We start from the raw sequence: 18,172 nt of genomic DNA, 5'->3' as shown, positions 1-18,172 counted from the left end.
GGAGAAACAAAGTGGAAAAAAAATGGTGGCACAATGCGGTGGTGTACCAAATCTATCCGCGCAGTTTTATGGACAGCAACGGTGATGGTATTGGCGACATTAACGGTATCATCAGTAAACTCGACTACCTGCAACAGCTTGGCATCAACCTGATTTGGCTCTCGCCCGTTTACCGCTCGCCGATGGACGACAACGGCTACGACATTTCCGACTACGAAGATATTGCCGCCGAATTTGGCACCATGGTGGAAATGGAAACCCTGATTGCGCAGGCGAAACAGCGCGATATTCATATCCTGATGGATCTCGTCGTCAACCACACCTCTGATGAACACCCCTGGTTTATCGAAGCGCTGAAATCGAAAGATAACCCATACCGTGATTTTTATATCTGGCGCAAACCTGTGGCAGACGGCGGCCCGCCGAACGATTTCCGCTCGTACTTTGGCGGCAGCGGCTGGGCACTGGACGAAGCCAGCGGTGAATATTACTTGCATCAGTTCTCAAAACGCCAACCGGACCTGAACTGGGATAACCCGCGCGTTCACGAAGAAGTCCATGCAATGATGAACCGCTGGCTTGCTAAAGGCATCGGCGGTTTCCGCATGGACGTTATCGACCTGATCGGTAAAGAAGTCGATGCGCAGATTATGGCGAACGGCAAAAATCTGCACATGTTGATCCGCCAGATGAACCGCGCCACCTTTGGCAAAGGGGATTACGTGACGGTGGGTGAAGCCTGGAGTGCCACACCTGAGGACGCGCTGCTCTATAGCGGGGAAGAGCGCGAAGAACTCTCCATGGTTTTCCAGTTTGACCACATCAAACAGTTCTGGGATGAGCACGCCGGGAAATGGCGCAGCAAGCCGTTTGAACTGGCAAGTTTCAAAGCGGTGATTGAGAAATGGCAAACCGCGCTGGCGCATCAGGGCTGGAATTCGCTGTTCTGGAGCAACCACGATTTACCCCGCGCGGTGTCAAAATTTGGCGACGAAGGGGTGTTTCGTGAGCCGTCGGCCAAAATGCTCACCACCGCGCTGCACTGCCTGAAGGGCACGCCGTATATCTATCAGGGTGAAGAGATTGGCATGACCAACGTGCGGTTCGGGAACATCGATGAATACCGCGACATTGAAAGTCTGAATCTTTATCACGAGCGACTGGCGCAAGGCGTCAGCCATGAAGAGATGATGCTCGGCATTCATGCTAACGGGCGCGATAACGCCCGCACGCCGATGCAGTGGGACAACGGTCCGAATGCAGGCTTTACCACAGGCAGTCCATGGATTGCCGTTAACCCGAATTACCACGAGATCAACGTGGCCGCGGCCCTCGCCGAACCGGATTCAATCTGGTGGCATTACCAGAAAATGGTAGCGCTGCGTAAACAGTACCCGGTTTTGGTTTATGGCGATTTCCAGCCTGTTTTGCGCGACCATCCGCAGGTTTTCGCCTGGCTGAGAGCGCTTGATGGCGAGCGATTGCTGGTGGTCAACAATTTTACCGCCGAGCACCTGACGCTCGACATTCCGCCTGAAATGCAGAACTGGCACGGGGAATGTTTGATCAGCAACTATGCACCGCGCGACCAGTTGGCGGTGAGTCTCGAGCTACAACCTTATGAATCTTTTGCTTTATTAATCGGGAGGTAAACGATGGCGAGCTGGTGGAAAGAGGCTGTGGCCTACCAGATTTATCCGCGCAGTTTTAAGGACAGCAACGGCGACGGCATTGGTGATCTGAACGGAATCACCGAGAAACTCGATTACCTCAAAGACCTCGGAATCGATCTGATTTGGATCTGCCCGATGTACAAATCGCCAAATGATGATAACGGTTATGATATCAGCGATTATCAGGAGATCATGGCGGAATTTGGCACGATGGCTGATTTTGACCGCCTTCTGAGCGAAGTTCATGCCCGTGGAATGCGGCTAATTATCGACTTAGTGGTCAATCACACGTCCGATGAACACCCGTGGTTCCTTGAATCCCGCTCCTCACGCGATAATCCAAAACGCGACTGGTACACCTGGCGCGACGGGAAAAATGGTGCAGAACCCAACAACTGGGAAGGGATTTTTAAAGGCTCAACATGGGAATTTGACCCGGTAACCGAGCAATATTTTCTGCATCTGTTTACCCGCCGCCAGCCGGATCTTAACTGGGAAAACCACGATGTGCGCCGCGCCGTGTACGACATGATGCGCTGGTGGCTGGATAAAGGTATCGACGGGTTCCGTATCGACGCCATCGCGCACCTGAAAAAAGAGCCGCTGCTGGCTGATGTGCCTAACCCCGATAAACTGCGCTATGCGCCGTCGATGAAAAGCCATCTGAACTACGACGGGCTGCTGGATTACGTCGACGATATGAGCCGTAACGTTTTGCAGCACTACGATATTGTCACCGTGGGCGAAATGAACGGCCTGTTTGCCGACCATGCCGAAGAGTGGGTGGGTGAGCACCGCAACCGCCTGAGCATGGTATTCCAGTTTGAACATGTGCGGCTGTGGGAACCAGAAGCCGGTTTGCGCCCGGAACCTGCGGTATTAAAGAAAATTTTCACCGCCTGGCAGGAGGCGCTGGAAGGAAAAGGCTGGAACGCGCTGTATGTGGAAAACCACGACCTGACACGTATCACCTCGCGCTGGGGCGACACGGAACATCACTGGAGGGAAAGCGCGACATGCATCGCCGCACTCTATTTTCTGATGCAGGGCACGCCGTTTATCTACCAGGGGCAGGAAATCGGTATGACCAATACCCGATTCAACAGCCACGACGATTTTGATGACGTGTCAGCGAAAAATATGTGGCGTGAAATGGAAGCGCAAGGCAAAAGCGAAGAGGAGATTATCGCGTTTCTCACCAACACCGGGCGCGACAATTCCCGTACGCCAATGCAGTGGAACGCCTGGCCGAACGCTGGTTTTAGCGATGGTGAGCCGTGGTTTAAGGTGAATGCCAACTTTGAAATGATTAACGTCGCCAGCCAGCAGCAAGACCCGGATTCAGTGCTGAACTTCTACCGCGCGTTAATTCAGCTACGCAAAAAGGAGCGCGCGCTGATTTACGGGCGTTATCAGCTGGAACTGGCAGACAACCCGCAAATTTACGCTTACCGACGCGTGCTCGACGGCGGGGAGTTCGTGGTGCTATGCAATATGTCCTCGAAATCGGCGCGCTGGACGAGCGATGAGTTGCCGCTCGAATGGGCAGAATGTGTGTTGGGGAATTACCCGCAGGTTGATGAACTGTATCGGTTGCACCCGTGGGAGGCGCGAATTTACAGGCTAGCGTAAACACAAGACTCAGAGCAACCTGATGTAGTAACGGCATTGCCTGCGGTATGATGTGCGCTGGTTTTTAACAAGGAGGGGTTATGTTGATGACAACATTTCCAGCTTTGCAGCCGACGACCATCAATGCCATTAATACGCTTGGCGAGTGGCTTTCTCACAATGAGTTTGCCGCGCCACCTGCGGTTTGCGATGGCGAATTGATTATCCTCGCGGGTAATGCCGTTATCCCTACCATTAATGCAGCCTGTGAGCTTGCTGCCAATAGTGAATTGCCGCTGCTGATTACCGGCGGGATTGGCCATTCGACCACTTTTTTGTACGCGGCGATTGCGAAGCACCCGCGCTACAACACCATTCCCACCACTGGCCGAGCAGAGGCCGCAATTATTAAAGATATTGCGACCGAGTTCTGGAAAGTCCCGGCAGAAAAAGTGCTGACCGAAGAGAAGTCCACCAACTGTGGCGAGAACGCACGCTTCACTTATGATTTGATGCAAACGTGGGAAATAACGCCCGCTCGCGCGATTATTATTCAGGACCCGACCATGCAGCGACGTACCGTAGCGACCTTTGAACGCGTCTGGCAAAGTGATGCGCATCAGCCGCAGTGGAAAAGTTGGCCGGGTTTTGTGCCGCACTTAGTCAGTGACGAAACCCATACCGCATTTAGCCTGCATGAAAAGGGCTTATGGCCGGTTGAGCGATTTATTTCTCTGGCGCTGGGGGAAATCCCGCGTATCAGAGATGATGCGCAGGGCTACGGGCCGAATGGGCGTGACTTTATTAGCCATGTTGATATTCCGCTTACGGTAATGAATGCCTGGGAAATTCTCGCCAATGACGCCGCGCTGGCGCAATTAATGCACGAGCGCGGCTTATAAGTCATTAACGATGCAGGTAACAGTTAACCCCTAAATACTTGCTGAATGCTTCCTGCAATACCACACCCGTCGCCGAGTGGTTCATGGCGACGTGGTGTTCAAAGCCGTTATTACAAATCCACGCCAATAAATTCTCCAGATGTGGCACTTCAATGACCGCGCGGCAGCCAACGGTATCTAACGCATCATCAACAGATTGCCCTTCGCCAACATAGGCTTTCACTTCGCCGGTAAAATCATCAGACGACAGACGGAAGTAAGTCAGCGGACCGCTTTTCAGGCGACCATGCACCGCGCCGCAGGTGTTTTCTTTGCCGACCGTCGTGCCGATGATATCGGCGGTGCCCATCGACGGGGATTCCAGGCTGCTGCTGGCAAAGTTCCCGCAGTGGAACAGCACGCATTTGTTGCGATCGTCACCGAAGTTGTTATTCCAGTCGGCAATCGAGGCTGGGTTAAGCGACGCACTTGCGAGGGCGTACATCGACAACGCGCCCATCACGTCGACTTCGCAGGCGCTTGGCATCAGTTGCCCGGACATCACGCTCATAATGGAGCAGACGTTAATGCCGAGGTTTTCCTGAAGCGACGTCCAACACTGGATCGCCGTGGTGTCGATGTCGTTTGCCACTACCCATTCGCTGATCACCACAAACAGTTTTGCCATTTGGGTTAACTTCTCGGCGGGGATGCCGCTGGCATCGGCGTTTTCAATTAATATGCCGCGCTTCTCATGGACACGCAGATCGTCATCGCTGATATGTTTGATGCGGGTGAAAATTTCAGACAGGTCGAGGGTTTCAACCGCCACGCCCATTTTTTCGAGCAGTTTTTCGCTGTAACGCACGGTGTTAAAGCTGGCCGGACGCGCACCAATCGCCCCGATACGCACGCCCTGCATTGATTTCACGACCCGGCAGATTTGCGCGAAGCGCTGTAAATCTTGTTCGAACACTTCACCGCTTAAGGCACAAACATGCTGCGTGGTGAGCGTGAAGGGGATGTTGTACTGACGCAGGTTATTACACAGGGAAATTTTCCCGCAGAAGCTATCGCGGCGTGTCGCCAGGCCCATTTTGTCGAGATTGTCCTCTTCGGCCTGGATTAACACCGGGACTTTCAAACCGGAAAGGCGAATCGCTTCTGCCACCGCTTTTTCATCGCCAAAGTTTGGCAACAGCACCACCACACCATGAATGTCGTCACGATGCTGGCGGAACAGTTCGGCACAGACTTTGGCATCCTGACGGGTTTCCACACCGCCGAGATGCGTTTGCCCATCTTTTAACATCACGGTTTTGATACCCAGTTTGCCAAACAGCGCTTCGGCCTGTTCATGCGCCTGCGCCACTAAATAGCTTGGGAAGAACCCGCGGTTACCGATGATCACACCGAAGGTCAGTTGTTTAGGGATTCTGGACATAGCTTCACTCCGCTCAAAATAGATTTAATTTGGCTGAAAGCGGCAACGCGCCACGGCTTCAAGCCATTGCTTATAGTTTTGTTGCATTGTTTTTTGTTGTTCTGCCTGTGGTTGCAAACGCTCGCCACAGTTGGCCAGTGCCGCAAGCGGTGTGCCGTCTTGCCACCAGCCAAGAGTTTTCCCAGCTAACAGCGTCGCGCCGAGTGCGGATATTTCAGCTGCGGGCTGAATGATTAATGGGCGTTGCAGCACATCTGCCTGTAACTGCATCAGCCAGCGGTTTTGGGTAGCGGTGCCATCCACACACAATGATTCAAGACGTTCACCGGTCGCCTGTTCCATCGCGAAAAAGACATCGGCAATTTGATAGACCAGTGATTCCAGTGCGGCTCGCGCCAGCACCGCAGGGGTAGCGGCATCCGTCAGGCCACAAATCATGCCGCGTGCGTGGAGATCCCACCACGGCGCACCCAGCCCGGAAAGTGCCGGTACGTAATAGACGCCCTGATTGCTGTCTGTAGATTGTGCAAGCTCGGTGAGTTTTGCCGGGTCGTTGATACCCAACATTTGCCCCAGCCAGGCAGCGCCTGAGCCAGTGTGAGTAATATTGCCTTCCAGCGCGTAGTTCAGCTCGCCGTCGTGCCAGGCCAGCGTAGTACTCAGACGATTGCTACGGTTAACCGGTTCCGGGAGCGAAAGCATCAAAGAAGAGCCGGTGCCATAAGTGGCTTTCACCACGTGACCACAGACGCTGCGCTGCGCGTAGAGTGCTGCGTGTGAATCTCCGATAAGCGCCAGCACCGGTGTGCCAATGGGCAAACCTGCAATTGTGTCAATTTGCACTTCGCCGTGATGCCCGGCAGAAGGTCGCACTTCAGCAAGTACTGCACGCGGAATGCCGAATAATTTGAGTAATTCGTCGTCCCATTCGCCCCGGTAAATATTAAACAGCTGCGTGCGGGCGGCATTGGAGTAGTCGGTAGTGAACGAATGCCCGGCAGTCAGTTGCCAGTTCAACCAGGAGTCGATTGTCCCGATACACAACTCGCCCGCTTCGGCACGTTTTATGCCGTCAGGAATAGTATCGAGCAGGGCGCGAATTTTCGCCGCCGGGAATAGTGGGTCGACGGGCAGGCCAGTCAGACGAGTGATCAGCTCGCCATGGCCCTGCGTTAACAGTTGCTCGCAAGTTTGTTCTGAACGGCGATCTTGCCAGCTCACAACGGGTGTTAGCGGTTGGCCGTTATTGCGCTGCCACACCAACACCGACTCACGCTGGTTGCTTATCGCAACGCCTGCGACGGTGACCGAGCCGAGTTGTTGCAGGCAGCCGCTCAATGCTTCACACACGGCATGCCACAGCGCAATGGGGTCTTGTTCTGCAAGCCCTGGTGCCGGGTGCGTCATTGCCACGCCGACACTGTAACGGGCGCAGATTTCCCCGTTACTGTTCACCGCCACCACTTTGGCGTTAGTGGTGCCCTCATCAATAGCCAGAATTACCGGGCTGGACATGGCTATGCTCCTTTGCAAAGCGCCGTGGCGGAACGTGTTACTCCTGCGGCATCAATTCCATGATGGGCACGCATCTCCTTGCGATCCGCCGCAATAGCATAGCTACCGTCTGCAATTCCGAGCCGCAACAAAGGGATGCCGCATCCGGCTTCCGCTAACACTTCAGCGACCAGACTGCCAACACCGCCATTCACGTTGTGCTCTTCAACGGTTATCACGTGGCGTGAATTTTTAAGCATGGTGAGAAGTTGCGTGGTATCGCAAGGGCGGATAGACGGAACGTTGATCACCGCCGCATTAATACCCAAATCTGCAAGTTGTGCCGCAGCCGTTACGATTTCATGCACCGTTGAGCCCATGGCGACTAAGGCCACATCGTCGCCTTCTCGCAGCTGATTAATGGCACCTGGTTTGAATTGATAATCCGCGTCGTGCAGTTCCGGCAACGCTTTACCATCAAGGCGAATGTAGACTGGGCCAACGTGTTCCAGCGCGTAGTCAATAATCTGGCGGCATTCAATCGGGCACGATGGCGCATAGATTTCAATGTTGCCAAAACCGCGCAGCACGGCGATGTCGTCAATACTGTGGTGGGTGCTGGCGAGCGGCCCATAACTGGCCCCGGCATTGAGGCCAAACAGTTTTACGTTGCTGTTGTTGTAGCAGACGTCGACTTTGATCTGTTCATTGGCGCGGGAAATTAAAAACGGTGCCGCGTTGCAGGTCACGGCAATTTTTCCGCCCATCGACAGGCCGACCGCGGTGCCCACCAGCGTCTGCTCTGCAATCCCGACGTTCACCAGTCGGTCGGGAAACTGTTTCATAAACGGGGATATTTTTGCCGTGGAAGTTGAGTCTGCAACCACCGGTACCAGGTCTACGCCGCGCTCCACGGCGTCAATAAAGGCATTCACCATTACGGTTGCCAGATGTTCGCTATTACTCATCTTTCAGTTCCTCCAGCGCCAGTTCGATTTCGTCACCTTTCGGTATCCGGTGGTGCCATTCCGCGCGCCCCTGAATAAAGGAGATGCCCGCGCCTTTGGTGGTGTTGGCAATCACGACGTGCGGTTTGCCGTGCGGCTGTAACCCTTCGAGTGTGGCGACCACATCAGCCATATCGTTGCCACGGCACTCGGTGACTTCCATGCCGAACGCACGCCATTTCTCATCCAGCGGGTCGGTATTGAGAATGTCTTTGGTCGAGCCTGCGAGTTGCAGATTGTTTTTGTCGTTAATAATGATCAGGTTATCGAGCTGGTAATGCGCCGCGACTAACGCCGCTTCCCAGTTGCTGCCTTCTGCCAGCTCGCCATCGCCGGTCACCACAAAGACGCGACGTTTGCTGTTGTTGCGTTTGGCGGCAAGCGCAATGCCAACGGCGACCGGCAGACCGTGCCCGAGCGCGCCAGTGTTCAGCTCCACACCTGGCGTTTTGTGTTTCACCGGGTGGCCGGGCAGGTGAGAGTCGGCATGCTGATAAGTCGGCAGCCACTCCACGGGAATAAACCCGGCTTCAGCCAGCACGCAGTAATAACCGCCAACCGCATGGCCTTTGGACTGAATGTAGATGTCACGTTCGTCGCTGTTGATAAGCTGTGGCGAACAATTCAGTATCCGGAAGTACAGGGCGGTTAAGATTTCCACCTGCGATAAATCGGCCCCGGTATGGCCGCCGGCCGGGCTATTGGCATTGAGCAGGACGATGCGGCGACGGACGGCGCGTGCTCTCTTTTCAAGATCCGTAACTGACAGTGCGAACGGATTCATAGTGTTACCTCTTGCATTAAAAATCATAGATGAATAATTATTCCGTGCGGGTAAAAAAATACCCGCCATTCAGGATCTGTGACGCGCTACACCTTCCCGCTACTTTCCATGATCGCTTTCTGGGCCACGACCGCCGCTTTTTGCTGCATGCGGTTTTGCATCTGGTCGATGATGACCGCCACAATAATCACGATGCCCTTGATGACCATTTGCCAGAATTCACTCACGCCCATCATCACCAGGCCGTCAGCGAGGAAGCCAATCACGAATGCGCCGACGAGGGTGCCAAGAATGGTGCCGCGCCCGCCTGCCAGCGACGTTCCGCCGAGCACAACCGCAGCGATGGCGTTCATCTCAAATGCCGTGCCGTTTGCCGGGTGGCTGGCAACCAGTTGAGCGGAAACCACGATCCCGGCAATAGCGGCGCAAAAACCGGACAACGTGTAGACCCAAATTTTCACCTGGCGAACTTTGACACCTGAAAGTTCAGCAGCGCGTTCGTTATCACCAATCGCATAAACATGGCGGCCAAAGGGCAGGCGGCGAGCCACATAAGCAATGGCGACGGCGAGCACAATCATCATCCAGATCGCCCACGGGATACCGAACAAATTGCCGGAGCCAATCAGGTCGAAACCGGTGTTGCCAAGCTGTGGGTTGCCGGAAAGTCCGGGGAAGGTTTCACCACCCGAGGTCAACATGGCGGCCCCGCGCAGCACGTACATGGTGCCGAGGGTGCAGATAAACGGTGCGACGTTATAGCGGGTGATAATCCAGCCATTTCCCGCGCCAATCAGCCCGCCAATCAGTAATACCAGCGGCACAATCACCCACACGCTTGGGAAAATGGCGATGCCGAACATCGGCAGCACAATGCCTTTGGTGATAAGCCAACCGGCAATCATGCCGCACAGGCCGAGGGTTGCGCCAATCGACAGGTCAATGCCAGCCGTGATGATCACAAAGGTGATGCCGAGCGCCAGGAAGGCGTTGATAGCAATGTGTTTAATCATGATCACCATGCTGCCCATGGCGAGGAAGTCCGGCACCATGATGGCGAAGAAGCCGACTATCAAAAACAGCGCAATAAAAGTGCGGAGTTTAAGCAGTAACAGCAGCAGATTTTCCCGCGAGCTAAACGGCGAGCCTGGTCTGGCGTTGAGCGCGACAGTATCATTCGTTTTCATATCAGAACCCTTGTGCACTAGCGGAAACCAATGCCGATTCTTCGGCGTGTTCGCGGGGAATATCAGCGGTAATTTTCCCGCCTGACATCACCAGAATGCGGTCGGAAACCGCCATGATCTCTTTGAGATCGGAGGTGGAAAACACCACCGCAATCCCTTGCTCCGATAGCTGAACCATCATGCGGAACACGTCGGCTTTCGCGCCCACGTCGATCCCACGAGTTGGTTCATCGAGCAGCAGCAATTTCGGGTTGGTCAGCAGCGAGCGGCCAATCACCACTTTTTGCTGGTTCCCACCGCTCAGCGCCTGAATTTCCACTTCCGGTGATGAAACTTTAATCGAGAGGTTGCCAATGGTGCTGGCAACCACCGCCGTTTCATCGGCCTGCGAAATCGCAAAACCACGCTGTAAACGCCGCCATAAACTGGCAATCGTCAGGTTGCTGGCGACCGACGATATCGGGAAAATTCCGGTACGTTTGCGGTCTTCAGGCACCAGACTCATTCCCATGCGAATGCGTTCGGCGGTGGCAAGGCGCGGCGGCACCGGTTTGCTGTCGAGCCATAATTTGCCCAGATAATTGCGCTGCGTGCCCAACAGGCATTCAAACAACTCCGTGCGCCCGGCGCCCATCAACCCATAGATGCCGACGATTTCGCCCGCGCGTACCTGAAAACTGACGTCGTTCACCACCGTGTTTCCTGCCGAATTGACGCAGGTGATATGTTCGGCTTCCAGAATCGCGGCACCAAAATCACGCCCGGGTTTCAGGAAACTGGACACCGGCTCGCTGCCTAACATTTCGCGCACAATCCACGGCACGTCGATATCACTGACCTGCGCTTCGGCCTGGAATTTGCCATCTCGCAGAATGGTAATCACATCGCCAATCGCCATTAACTCTTCCAGACGGTGGGAGATATAAATAATGGTGACGCCCTGGCGGGTGAGTTCGCGAATCACCCGGAAAAGAATATCCACTTCGGTTTTGCTTAACGCCGAGGTCGGTTCATCAAGAATTAAGATGTCCGCGTCTTCAGCCAGCGCTTTGGCGATTTCGACCAGTTGCTGTTGACCGACTTTCAGGTTTGCGACTATCTCTTTCGGGGAAATCGGCTGATCCAGGCGCTGGAGCAATTCCGCGCTGCGTGCCTGCTGCTTGGCTTCATCAATTGGTGACAAACCGTGTTGCAGTTCACGCCCGAGAAAAATGTTCTCGGCAACCGTCAGGTTTTCGAACAGGTTTAACTCCTGGTGAACCATGCCGATGCCATGCGCGGCGGCCTGGCGGGTGCTGTTAAACTGCACAACTTCACCATTCAGGCGCATTTCACCGAGGCTCGGTTGTTGAACGCCCGCCAGAATCTTCATCAGCGTTGATTTACCCGCGCCATTCTCACCGATGATGACATTCACTTTGCCGCGCCAGACGTTGTAATCAATGTTGTCCAGCGCCACGGTGCCGGGGAACAGCATCGAAATACCACGGGTGCGCAGAATGATAGGATCTTGCGACATTATGGTTGCCCCCGTTCCAGTGAAATTGCCGCCGCGTCACTCAGTGCGCCATTGCGCATTGTCACCGCCATCACTACGGTGACGGGTTGCTGCTGCCAGCTTTCATCGACTTTCGGCAGGTGTTTTGCTGCTTCGCGGTTATAGGCTTTTGACAGCTGCGCGAACTGCACCTGGTTAGTGAAATCTTCGAACTTGTAGCCGGTCGCATCGCGGATTGCGTTGCCGCGAATCATCGGCCCAACTTGCACCTGCAGTGGTTGGTCATTGACGGTCACGGTCAACGTGCGTTCGCGTTCGTTATCCAGGGAAACGCTGTCGACTTTGCCTTGAACTTTGACGAATACACTTTCGTTGTTGGCGTTGGCAGCGCGGGTTTTCAGGGCAGTACTATCCAGTGCATGGCTCTGCGCGGGAGTCAGTACTTTGCTGTTCCAGGTTTGTTGCGCTATCTGCGCGGGTGTCTGGTTTGCGAAACTCGCTTTCGCATTCGGATCGGGAGGAATAATCGGTTGCCCGTTTTCATCCAGATCCACCACCCGGCAGGCAGTGAGCAACAGGGCACTGCAACATAACCAGCCAATACCCCATTGTTTGAGCGACATACAGCCTCCTGGACTACTTAGCCAGCTTGAAGGTTTTCAGCTGATTGGCATTGCTATCGTCAATTAACACGCAGTCCATCAACTGTTTTTCCTGTAGCTGTGGTTTGCCGTTTTTCAGGAAATAATCTGCTTGCACCACCGCCATTTGCGCTTGCTCCCAACCCGGTTGCAGCACGGTGGCTTTGATATTGCTCTTGGCGATAATCGAGTCGCGCACATAGTCGCTACCGTCAAAACCCACCACGATGACATTGGTCTTGCCAGCTGCTTTTAAGGCGGCTTCTGCACCCAGGGCCATAGTGTCGTTACCCGAAATCACACCGACGATGTCAGGTTGAGTTTGTAAGATGGATTCCATGCGGGTGAAGGCTTCGGTCTGACTCCAGTTTGCGGTTTGCTGGGCCACCATTTTCATATCCGGGTAGTCGTCGAGAATGTCGTGATAGCCCTGCGAACGCACGTGGGCGTTGGTGTCTGACTGGCGGCCCAGCAATTCAACGTATTTGCCTTTGCCGTTGAGCAATTTGGCAAACTTCTCGGCACCCAACTGCGCGCCCTGGTAGTTATTGGAAACAATCTGCGCCACGGCGACGCCAGTTTTGTTGATTTCACGATCGATAAGGAAAGTAGGGACTCCAGCGGCTTTGGCTTTTTCTAATGGGCCGACGGTGGCATCCGCTCCCGCGTTATCCAGAATGATGGCTTTTGCTTTGCGGGCAATAGCGGTTTCAATCAGTTGGTTTTGTTTATTCACATCATCATCGTGCGACGCGACCAACGTTGTGTAGCCCAGCTCTTTTGCCTTCGCCATCGCGCCATCGGCTTCAGCTTTAAAGAATGGGTTGTCATGCGATGGGGTAATAATGGCAATCAGCCCATTATCAGCGGCATAGAGACTGGCAGATGAAGCAAGCAGAGCGGCAACGAGTGAGGTCTTCAGTAGGGTACGTTTCATTTTTATCTCCACATTGAATATATATTCAAGCATGATTTATTATTCAATGTAACGATATGCCCCACTCATGGTTCTGTCCATGTGGAATTGATCAAAATGATAAAAAGGCGAATGTGATCACAAATTGTACAAATTAACGGCAAAAGGAATGCTGTCTTGTTATTTATGCAGGCTTGAATAAAAATATCAGGTAGAGAATCAGGAGGCGCATATGTCAAAGCAGGATGAACAACGTTTGTTGGTCAAGATTGCGACGCTCTACTTTGTAGAAGGGATGAAGCAGTCAGAAATCGCCGGGTTATTGCACCTGTCGCAGTCATTTGTCTCACGCGCCATCACACGCTGCCAGAAAGAGGGCGTGGTAAAAATCAGTGTTATCCAGCCCGCCAATATTTTTCTCTCGCTCGAACAGGCGCTGGAGAAAAAGTACGGTATTCGCCAGGCGATTGTGGTGGATGTCGACGAATCAGCTCCAGCCTCGCAAATCAAACACGCGATTGGCAGTGCGGCGGCGCATTATGTGGAAACACGTTTGCGGCCAAACGATCTGGTGGGGATTTCATCCTGGAGTTCCACCATTCGCGCGATGGTTGATGAGCTGCACCCGCAAAGTATTAAAGCGCGTGGCGTGATTCAACTTCTCGGAGGCGTGGGGCCGAACGGCAACGTGCAGGCGACGATTCTGACGCAAAATCTCGCCGCGCAACTCGACTGCCCGGCCTGGCTGCTGCCGTCGCAAAGCATCGAGCATTCTGTTGAAGAACGCGCAAAACTGGTCGCCAGCGACGATGTCGCCGAAGTAGTGAATAAATTCGCCGAAGTGGACGTGGCTATTCTGGGTATCGGTGAGCTTGAACCGTCGCAATTGCTGAAAAATTCGGGCAACTATTATGGCGAAGCAATGCTGAAAACCCTCGCCGAACGCGGTGCGGTGGGGGATATCTGCCTGCATTATTTCAATGCGCAGGGCGAGCCGGTTTTGAGCAAAGAAGAAGATCCGGTTATCGGCATGGAACTGAGCCAGGTTCACGACTGCCCGCATGTGGTGGCACTTGCAGGCGGGAATGACAAAGCCAATGCCATTCGTGGTGCGCTGCACGGCGGTTATATCGACGTGCTGATAACTGACTATCCGACAGCCCGCCAACTGCTCTAATTCTCACATCATGACCGTTTTCTGCTGAAGATTCTTAAAACGGTCATTTTTCTCCTCTCCAGCTATAACCAAACGGCTTCTTTTCCGTTGTTTTTATTGAGATCCATCACAGTTCATGACCATTTTGGCTGACTGGCTGTTTGTGATACCTAAGGTGTTTACATTGATTTCACATAAGCGAAACATAAAAACAGCAAACACAGAGGAACCGGTCATGACAGCACCTGTACAACACCCGATGTATATTGATGGTCAATTTGTTCAGTGGCAGGGCGATCAGTGGATTGATGTGATTAACCCTGCAACAGAAGAACTGATTTCTCGCATTCCTGACGGTGACGCAAAGCACGCCCGTGATGCGATTGACGCGGCGGAAAAAGCGCAGGATGGTTGGGAATCTTTGCCCGCCATTGAGCGCGCAGGGTGGCTGCGTAAAATTTCTGCCGGGATTCGTGAACGTGCAAAAACCATCAGCGCATTGATTGTTGCCGAAGGCGGGAAAACCCAGCAACTGGCTGAAGTGGAAGTGGCCTTCACCGCAGATTATCTCGATTACATGGCGGAATGGGCGCGCCGTTACGAAGGTGAAATTCTGCAAAGTGACCGCCCTGGGGAAAACATTCTGGTGTTCAAACGTGCTTTAGGCGTGACTACCGGGATTTTGCCGTGGAACTTCCCGTTCTTCCTGATTGCGCGCAAACTCGCACCAGCGCTGATTACCGGCAACACCATTGTTATCAAACCGAGCGAATTTACGCCAAACAACGCCATCGCTTTTGCGGAGATTGTCCATGATATCGGGCTGCCAAAAGGGGTGTTTAACCTGGTGCTGGGGCGCGGTGAAACGGTAGGGCAAGAACTGGCGGGTAACCCGAAAGTCGCGATGGTCAGCATGACCGGGAGCGTTGGCGCGGGTGAAAAAATCATGGCGGCGGCGGCTAAAAACATCACCAAAGTGTGCCTTGAGCTGGGCGGCAAAGCGCCAGCCATTGTGATGGACGATGCTGACCTTAATATCGCGGTGAAATCGATTGTTGATTCACGCATGATCAACACCGGGCAGGTGTGCAACTGTGCGGAACGTGTGTACGTGCAAAAAGGCATTTACGACGAATTTATTACCCGTCTAAGCGAAGCGTTTAAACAGGTGAGTTTTGGGAATACTGGCGAGCGCAATGATGTGTCGATGGGGCCACTAATTAACGCCGCAGCGCTGGAACGCGTCGAGCAGAAAGTGGCGCGTGCGGTCAGCGAAGGCGCACGAGTGGTGCTGGGTGGTAAAGCGCCGGAAGGCAAAGGGTATTTCTACCCGCCAACGCTGCTGGTGGATGTGCGCCAGGATATGGCAATCATGCATGACGAAACTTTCGGCCCGGTGCTGCCCGTCACCACCTTTGAAACGCTGGAACAAGCGCTTGAGATGGCAAATGATAGCGATTACGGCCTGACGTCTTCGATTTACACGCGTGATTTAAATGTCGCGATGAAGGCCATTAAGGGCCTTAAGTTCGGCGAAACCTACATCAACCGTGAAAACTTTGAAGCAATGCAGGGCTTCCATGCCGGGTGGCGTAAATCAGGTATTGGGGGTGCCGATGGTCGCCACGGTTTGAATGAATATCTGCAAACACAGGTGGTCTATTTGAAGGTGTAGTTTTGTTTTTTTGCAGGGAAGTCGCGGCTTCCCTGAGCTTTTCCCCTCCATTTTCTCCCATCATGCAATCCAGATCACATTTCATCTCATGCAGCAGATTTCTACAGGAAACATAGCGTGATAGTGAAGTCGCTTTTTTAGCCATCGGCCTATATTAACCAGACGGAATAAGCACCGATGGAGATCACTGAATATGTCCGGACTTTATTATGGCGTCGCGTATTACGATGAATATATACGTGAAGATCGGCTGGGAAAAGATATTGAAATGATGCTGGCAGCAGGTATCAATGTTGTCCGAATCGCTGAGTCAACCTGGAGCACGCTAGAACCAGTAGAAAAGCAATATAACTTTTACCACATTGACCGTGTGCTGGATGCTATGCATCACGCGGGGATTTCCGTCATTATCGGTACACCAACCTATGCCGTGCCTTATTGGCTGGCTAAGAAACATCCTGACATTTTGCTGACTTCCCCACAGGGACATGAAATTTATGGTCGCCGTCAGATCATGGATATTATGGACTCGCATTTTCTTGGCTATGCAGAAAATATTATTCGCGTCTTGCTGGAGCATGTTTGCCATCATCCAGCGGTTATTGGTTACCAAGTAGATAATGAAACCAAGCATTATGACAATGTTGGTGAGGCTATTCAGTGCGCATTTAAACAATCGCTGAAAAAGCGTTATCCCGATATCCGCCAGTTAAATGATGCGTTTGGCTTGGAATACTGGAGTAACCGTATTAATAGCTGGGACGACTTCCCGCCGATTCACGGCACCATTAATGCGAGCCTTGGCTGTGCCTTTGCGCATTTTCGCCGCAAAAAGGTGGCTGAGTATTTAGCCTGGCAAGCCGATATCGTGCGGGAATATGCACAACCGCAGCAGTTTGTGACGCAGAACTTCGATTTTGAATGGCGCGGTTGGTCGTTTGGCATGCAGCCGCAAGTCGATCATTTTGCCGCGGCCAAAGCCTTGAGCGTGGCAAGTATTGACGTTTACCACCCAACGCAAGACAAGCTGACAGGCCGTGAAATTGCCTTTAGCGGCGATGTGGCAAGGAACCTGAAAGGCGGACAAAACTATTATGTGATGGAAACTCAGGCACAGGGTTTTGCTAAATGGACGCCGTATCCTGGCCAATTACGCTTGCAGGCATTCAGCCATATCGCCAGCGGAGCCAGCATGGTGGCGTACTGGCACTGGCATTCTATTCACAACTCTTATGAAACTTACTGGAAAGGGTTGCTGAGCCACGATTTTTCCTCTGGCCCCACCTACCAGGAAGCCGCGACCATTGGCCACGATATGGCCCGTTTATCAGCCACACTTGACGAATTTAGTGTTGTAAACGAAGTGGCAATTCTGGTGAGCAACAACGCAATGGAAGCCATGAACTGGTTCCGGCCAGACATACCGCAGACTGAGCTGAACAATCATGGGCATTACGTTTATAACGACATTCTGCGCCGCTTCTGGGACGCGCTGTTTGACCGAAATGTGGGCGTGGACATCATCAATTCAATTGATGCGGAAACCTCTAAATATCGTGTGATTGTGATCCCGGCGCTTTATTCGGCCTCCGATGCAGAACTGGAAGCTATAAATCAGTATGTTGAAAGCGGCGGCCGAGTGCTGGTTGGTTTCAAAACGGGCTTTTGTGATGAAGATGTCAAAGTCCGTAGCGTTACTCAGCCGGGCGTGATTAGCCAATGTTGTGGTGTGAGTTACAGCCAGTTCACCATCCCGGAAAATGTCGGTCTTAAAGGCTTAAATTGCCAGCCGGACGAAACTGCAGAAATGTGGATGGAGCTGTTAACACCGGCAACCGCAAGCACCGAAGTGTTGCTGCGTTATCAGCATCCACAATGGGGAGATTACGCGGCGGCAACTCTTGCTGATTATGGCCTTGGGCAGGCGTTGTATGTGGGTTTCCTACCGTCAAAAGAGCTGATCTTTAGCCTGTTTTCTCAACTGACTGCGGCAACTTCAAACAGCCGTTGGCCAGTGATTGTGCGCAACGGCGTAAACAAAAAGGGTGACGCTATACAGTTTGTTTTCAACTATAGCGACACAACGCAACGCATTGTGATGAAAGACGATGTTACTGAACCGCTTGATAGTTGCTGTTTACGAGCAGGAGAAACAGCAACTATTGATGCGTGGGGCATGCGCATTTTTGTTAAAAAAGGCTGATT

Annotated in this window: 14 protein-coding genes; 6 read left to right on the top strand and 8 right to left on the bottom strand. The window is 53.0% G+C overall.

Going from position 1 to position 18,172, the window contains the following annotated elements; genetic code table 11:
• Positions 1 to 11 precede the first annotated feature (11 nt).
• The 3 genes from LVQ79_RS17315 (at position 12) to LVQ79_RS17305 (ending at position 4,186) form a co-directional block, all read left to right on the top strand.
• Complete coding sequence (locus tag LVQ79_RS17315; protein ID WP_232865881.1) at positions 12 to 1,652, top strand: glycoside hydrolase family 13 protein; 1,641 nt, start codon at positions 12 to 14, stop codon at positions 1,650 to 1,652.
• A gap of 3 nt (positions 1,653 to 1,655) precedes the next feature.
• Complete coding sequence (locus LVQ79_RS17310; protein WP_232865880.1) at positions 1,656 to 3,305, top strand: glycoside hydrolase family 13 protein; 1,650 nt, start codon at positions 1,656 to 1,658, stop codon at positions 3,303 to 3,305.
• Between the two features lie 80 nt (positions 3,306 to 3,385).
• On the top strand, positions 3,386 to 4,186 hold the full coding sequence (locus LVQ79_RS17305) for a YdcF family protein (RefSeq protein WP_232865879.1): 801 nt from the start codon (positions 3,386 to 3,388) through the stop codon (positions 4,184 to 4,186).
• A 4-nt stretch (positions 4,187 to 4,190) separates the two neighbouring features.
• Here the strand turns inward: LVQ79_RS17305 and LVQ79_RS17300 are convergent, their stop codons facing one another.
• The 8 genes from LVQ79_RS17300 to LVQ79_RS17265 all read right to left on the bottom strand — a co-directional run bounded on the left by LVQ79_RS17300 (position 4,191) and on the right by LVQ79_RS17265 (position 13,157).
• Positions 4,191 to 5,609, bottom strand: coding sequence for an L-fucose/L-arabinose isomerase family protein (locus LVQ79_RS17300; RefSeq protein WP_232865878.1), 1,419 nt, complete (start codon positions 5,607 to 5,609; stop codon positions 4,191 to 4,193).
• Between the two features lie 24 nt (positions 5,610 to 5,633).
• Entirely contained in the window at positions 5,634 to 7,124 is a 1,491-nt protein-coding gene (locus LVQ79_RS17295; RefSeq protein WP_232865877.1) for an FGGY family carbohydrate kinase, read from the bottom strand.
• 2 nt (positions 7,125 to 7,126) lie between these two features.
• Positions 7,127 to 8,071 carry a transketolase family protein gene (locus tag LVQ79_RS17290; protein ID WP_232865876.1) on the bottom strand — a complete coding sequence of 315 codons (945 nt, stop codon included), beginning with the start codon at positions 8,069 to 8,071 and terminating at the stop codon, positions 7,127 to 7,129.
• Positions 8,064 to 8,894 carry a transketolase gene (locus tag LVQ79_RS17285; protein ID WP_064546992.1) on the bottom strand — a complete coding sequence of 277 codons (831 nt, stop codon included), beginning with the start codon at positions 8,892 to 8,894 and terminating at the stop codon, positions 8,064 to 8,066. Before LVQ79_RS17285 ends, LVQ79_RS17290 begins: the two co-directional genes overlap by 8 nt.
• A gap of 86 nt (positions 8,895 to 8,980) precedes the next feature.
• Positions 8,981 to 10,081: an ABC transporter permease gene (locus tag LVQ79_RS17280; RefSeq protein ID WP_232865875.1), complete on the bottom strand. Its 1,101-nt coding sequence runs from the start codon at positions 10,079 to 10,081 to the stop codon at positions 8,981 to 8,983.
• A gap of 1 nt (position 10,082) precedes the next feature.
• Entirely contained in the window at positions 10,083 to 11,600 is a 1,518-nt protein-coding gene (locus LVQ79_RS17275; protein WP_232865874.1) for a sugar ABC transporter ATP-binding protein, read from the bottom strand.
• Positions 11,600 to 12,202: a DUF2291 family protein gene (locus tag LVQ79_RS17270; RefSeq protein ID WP_232865873.1), complete on the bottom strand. Its 603-nt coding sequence runs from the start codon at positions 12,200 to 12,202 to the stop codon at positions 11,600 to 11,602. The genes LVQ79_RS17275 and LVQ79_RS17270 overlap by 1 nt, the downstream gene beginning before the upstream one ends.
• Positions 12,203 to 12,215: 13 nt before the next feature.
• Positions 12,216 to 13,157 (bottom strand): D-ribose ABC transporter substrate-binding protein, encoded by a 942-nt coding sequence (locus LVQ79_RS17265; protein ID WP_232865872.1) that lies wholly within the window; start codon positions 13,155 to 13,157, stop codon positions 12,216 to 12,218.
• A gap of 211 nt (positions 13,158 to 13,368) precedes the next feature.
• Between LVQ79_RS17265 and LVQ79_RS17260 the strand changes: the two genes are divergently transcribed.
• The 3 genes from LVQ79_RS17260 to LVQ79_RS17250 all read left to right on the top strand — a co-directional run bounded on the left by LVQ79_RS17260 (position 13,369) and on the right by LVQ79_RS17250 (position 18,170).
• A complete protein-coding gene (locus tag LVQ79_RS17260) occupies positions 13,369 to 14,313 on the top strand; it encodes a sugar-binding transcriptional regulator (RefSeq protein ID WP_232865871.1) in 945 nt (314 codons plus the stop codon).
• Positions 14,314 to 14,527: 214 nt separating this feature from the next.
• Positions 14,528 to 15,967: an aldehyde dehydrogenase gene (aldA, locus tag LVQ79_RS17255; RefSeq protein WP_232865870.1), complete on the top strand. Its 1,440-nt coding sequence runs from the start codon at positions 14,528 to 14,530 to the stop codon at positions 15,965 to 15,967.
• A 193-nt stretch (positions 15,968 to 16,160) separates the two neighbouring features.
• Positions 16,161 to 18,170, top strand: a complete 2,010-nt coding sequence (locus LVQ79_RS17250) for a beta-galactosidase (protein WP_232865869.1) — start codon at positions 16,161 to 16,163, stop codon at positions 18,168 to 18,170.
• Positions 18,171 to 18,172 lie beyond the last annotated feature (2 nt).

The sequence above is a fragment of the Buttiauxella cochleicola genome, assembly GCF_021282405.1.
GTDB lineage: Bacteria > Pseudomonadota > Gammaproteobacteria > Enterobacterales > Enterobacteriaceae > Buttiauxella > Buttiauxella massiliensis.
Note: the sequence above shows the minus strand (reverse complement) of the source record. Positions and strands in the feature narration are given on the sequence as shown.